The sequence below is a fragment of the Streptomyces sp. SID14478 genome, from assembly GCF_010548525.1.
In the GTDB taxonomy this organism is placed as follows: Bacteria; Actinomycetota; Actinomycetes; order Streptomycetales; family Streptomycetaceae; genus Streptomyces.
This window is the reverse complement of record NZ_JAAGMG010000234.1, coordinates 1-2,443: the sequence shown is the minus strand read 5'-3', so window position 1 is coordinate 2,443 and position 2,443 is coordinate 1. Positions and strand designations below refer to the sequence as shown.

At 74.2% G+C, this 2,443-nt stretch carries 2 protein-coding genes; both read right to left on the bottom strand.

Translation table 11 applies throughout. The features are described from left to right. A partial coding sequence (locus G3I40_RS08545; RefSeq protein WP_343244860.1) for a beta-ketoacyl synthase N-terminal-like domain-containing protein occupies positions 1–868 on the bottom strand: 868 nt, incomplete at its 3' end. Between the two features lie 39 nt (positions 869–907). Next, on the bottom strand, positions 908–2,443 hold a 1,536-nt coding region (locus tag G3I40_RS08540; RefSeq protein WP_164301560.1), incomplete at its 5' end, for an acyltransferase domain-containing protein.

Here is a 2,443-nt window from a genome sequence, read left to right as displayed (position 1 = left end):
GCCCGTTGCGCCGCGCGTCCGACAGCCGCTCCAGCACCAGGACGCCCGCGCCCTCGGAGAAGCCGGTGCCGTCGGCCGCGTCCGCGAACGCCTTGCACCGCCCGTCCGCCGACAGGCCCCGCTGCCGGGCGAGCTCCACCAACAGCCCCGGAGTCGCCAGCGTCGACACGCCGCCGGCCAGCGCCAGCGTGGACTCCCCGGACCGCAGGGACCGCACGGCCTGGTGGACGGCGACCAGCGCCGACGAGCACGCGGTGTCCGTCGCCACGGCAGGGCCCTGCAGACCCAGCACGTACGAGACCCGGCCCGCGGCCACGCTGGTGTACGTCCCCGTGGCCGCGTACCCCTCGATCTCACCGGCCGCGCCGCCGCCCGTGCGCGGGCCGTAGTCGACGGCGTAGAGGCCGGTGAAGACCCCGGTCGCCGAACCCTTCAGTCCGGCCGGGTCGATGCCCGCCCGCTCCAGCGCCTCCCACGACGTCTCCAGCATCAGCCGCTGCTGCGGGTCCATCGCCAGCGCCTCGCGCGGGCTGATGCCGAAGAACGGTGCGTCGAAGTCCGCGAGTCCGGACAGGAATCCGCCCGAGCGCGTGTACGTCGTCCCGTGCGCCTCGGGGTCCGGGGAGTACAGCGCCTCCCTGTCCCAGCCGCGGTCGGCCGGGAAGTCGCTCATCGCGTCCACGCCGTCGCGGACGAGGTCCCACAGCCCTTCGGGGGACGTCACCCCGCCCGGGAAGCGACAGCCCACGCCCACGACCGCGATGGGCTCGCGCGCGGACTCCTCCAGCTCTCGCACCCGCTCGCGCAGCTGCTGCGCGTCGCCGACGGCACGTCGCAAGTAGGACCGGAGCTTGTCGACATCCTCCACCAGGGCCTCCCCCAACGGTTGCTTAAAAGAAGGGCGTTATTACACGTATCCGCGCTCGATCAGCGCGTACAGATCGTCGTCACTGCCGCTGTCCGGACCTTCCTCCTCGACCGGTTCCGGGGCCTCGGGCACCTGCGGTTCGAGGAGGGTGAAGAGGTGGCGGGCGAGCTCGTAGGGGGTGGGGTACGTGAACGCGACGGTGGCCGGCAGCCGTACTCCGGCCGTCGCGGTGAGCCGGTTGCGCAGCCCCACCGCCATCGAGGAGTCGAAGCCCAGGTCCTTGAAGGTCTCGGCCGACCTCGCCAGGAGGACGGCGCCCGTCAGATCGGCGTGCTTCGCGCTCAGCAGCGCTGCCGCTTCGGCGCACACGAGGTCGAGGACGGTCGCCTGCGAGTCCAGGTCCGCGGCCCTGGCGTGCAACGCCGGTCCGCCGGCGGGGCCGGAGCCGTCGGGCGCCGTCAGCCAGTACCGCTGCCGCTGGAACGGGTAGGTCGGCAGGCCGATCCGGCGCGGCCGGTCCGCGCGGAACGCCGCCTCCCACGTCACCGGCACGCCCCGCACGTGGAGTTCGGCGAGCGACGCGAGGAGCTTGCCCGCGCTCCCGTCGTGCCTGCTCAGGGTCGGCACCACCAGGGGCGGAGCCGCCAGCGCGTCGGCGGCCTCCTCCATCGCCACCTGGAGCACGGGGTGCGGGCTGACCTCCACGAACACGCCGCCACGTGCCCGCATCAGGTTCTCGACGACCTCACCGAACCGCACCGTCGAGCGCAGGTTCCGGTACCAGTACGAGGCGTCGAGCACGCGGGTGTCGAGCGGCGCCGCGGTGACCGTGGAGTGGAACTCCACCGCCGTCTGCCGGGGCGTGACCCCCGCGGCGGCCTCCAGCACCTGGTCGCGGATGCGCTCGACCTGGTGGGAGTGGGAGGCGTACTCGATCCTGACGCGGCGCACCCGGATCCCCTCACCGGCGGCCAGCGCGGCGAACTCCTCCAGGGCGTCGAGGTCCCCGGAGATCACCACGGACGCGGGCCCGTTGACCGCGCCCACGGACAGCCTCCCGGACCAGCGGGGCAGGCGTTCCTCGACCCAGCTCAGGGGCGCGGCCACCGCGTTCAGGCCGCCGAGGCCGGCCAGGGCGGTCAGGGCCCGGCTGCGCAGGGCGACGATCCGCGCCGCGTCGTCGAGGGAGAGCGCCCCCGACGCGCACGCCGCGGCGATCTCGCCCTGCGAGTGTCCGATGACCGCGTCGGGGACCACGCCGAGCGAGCGCCACACCTGCGCGAGGGACACCATCATCGCGAACAGCGCGGGCTGCACGACGGCGTCCCCGCGCTCCAGCGACGGCGCCGACTCGGCGCCGGTCACCAGGTCCACCAGTGACCAGTCGAGCCACGGCTCCAGGGCGCGTGCGCACGCGTCGATCGCCTGCGCGAAGACCGGCGATTGGGCGTACAGCTGCTTGCCCATGCCCAGCCACTGCGATCCCTGTCCCGGGAACACGAAGACGACCGGGCCCGCCGGGCCCGTGGCCACGCCGCGCACGGCCTGCGCCGAGCGGCCGCCCGCCGCCACCAG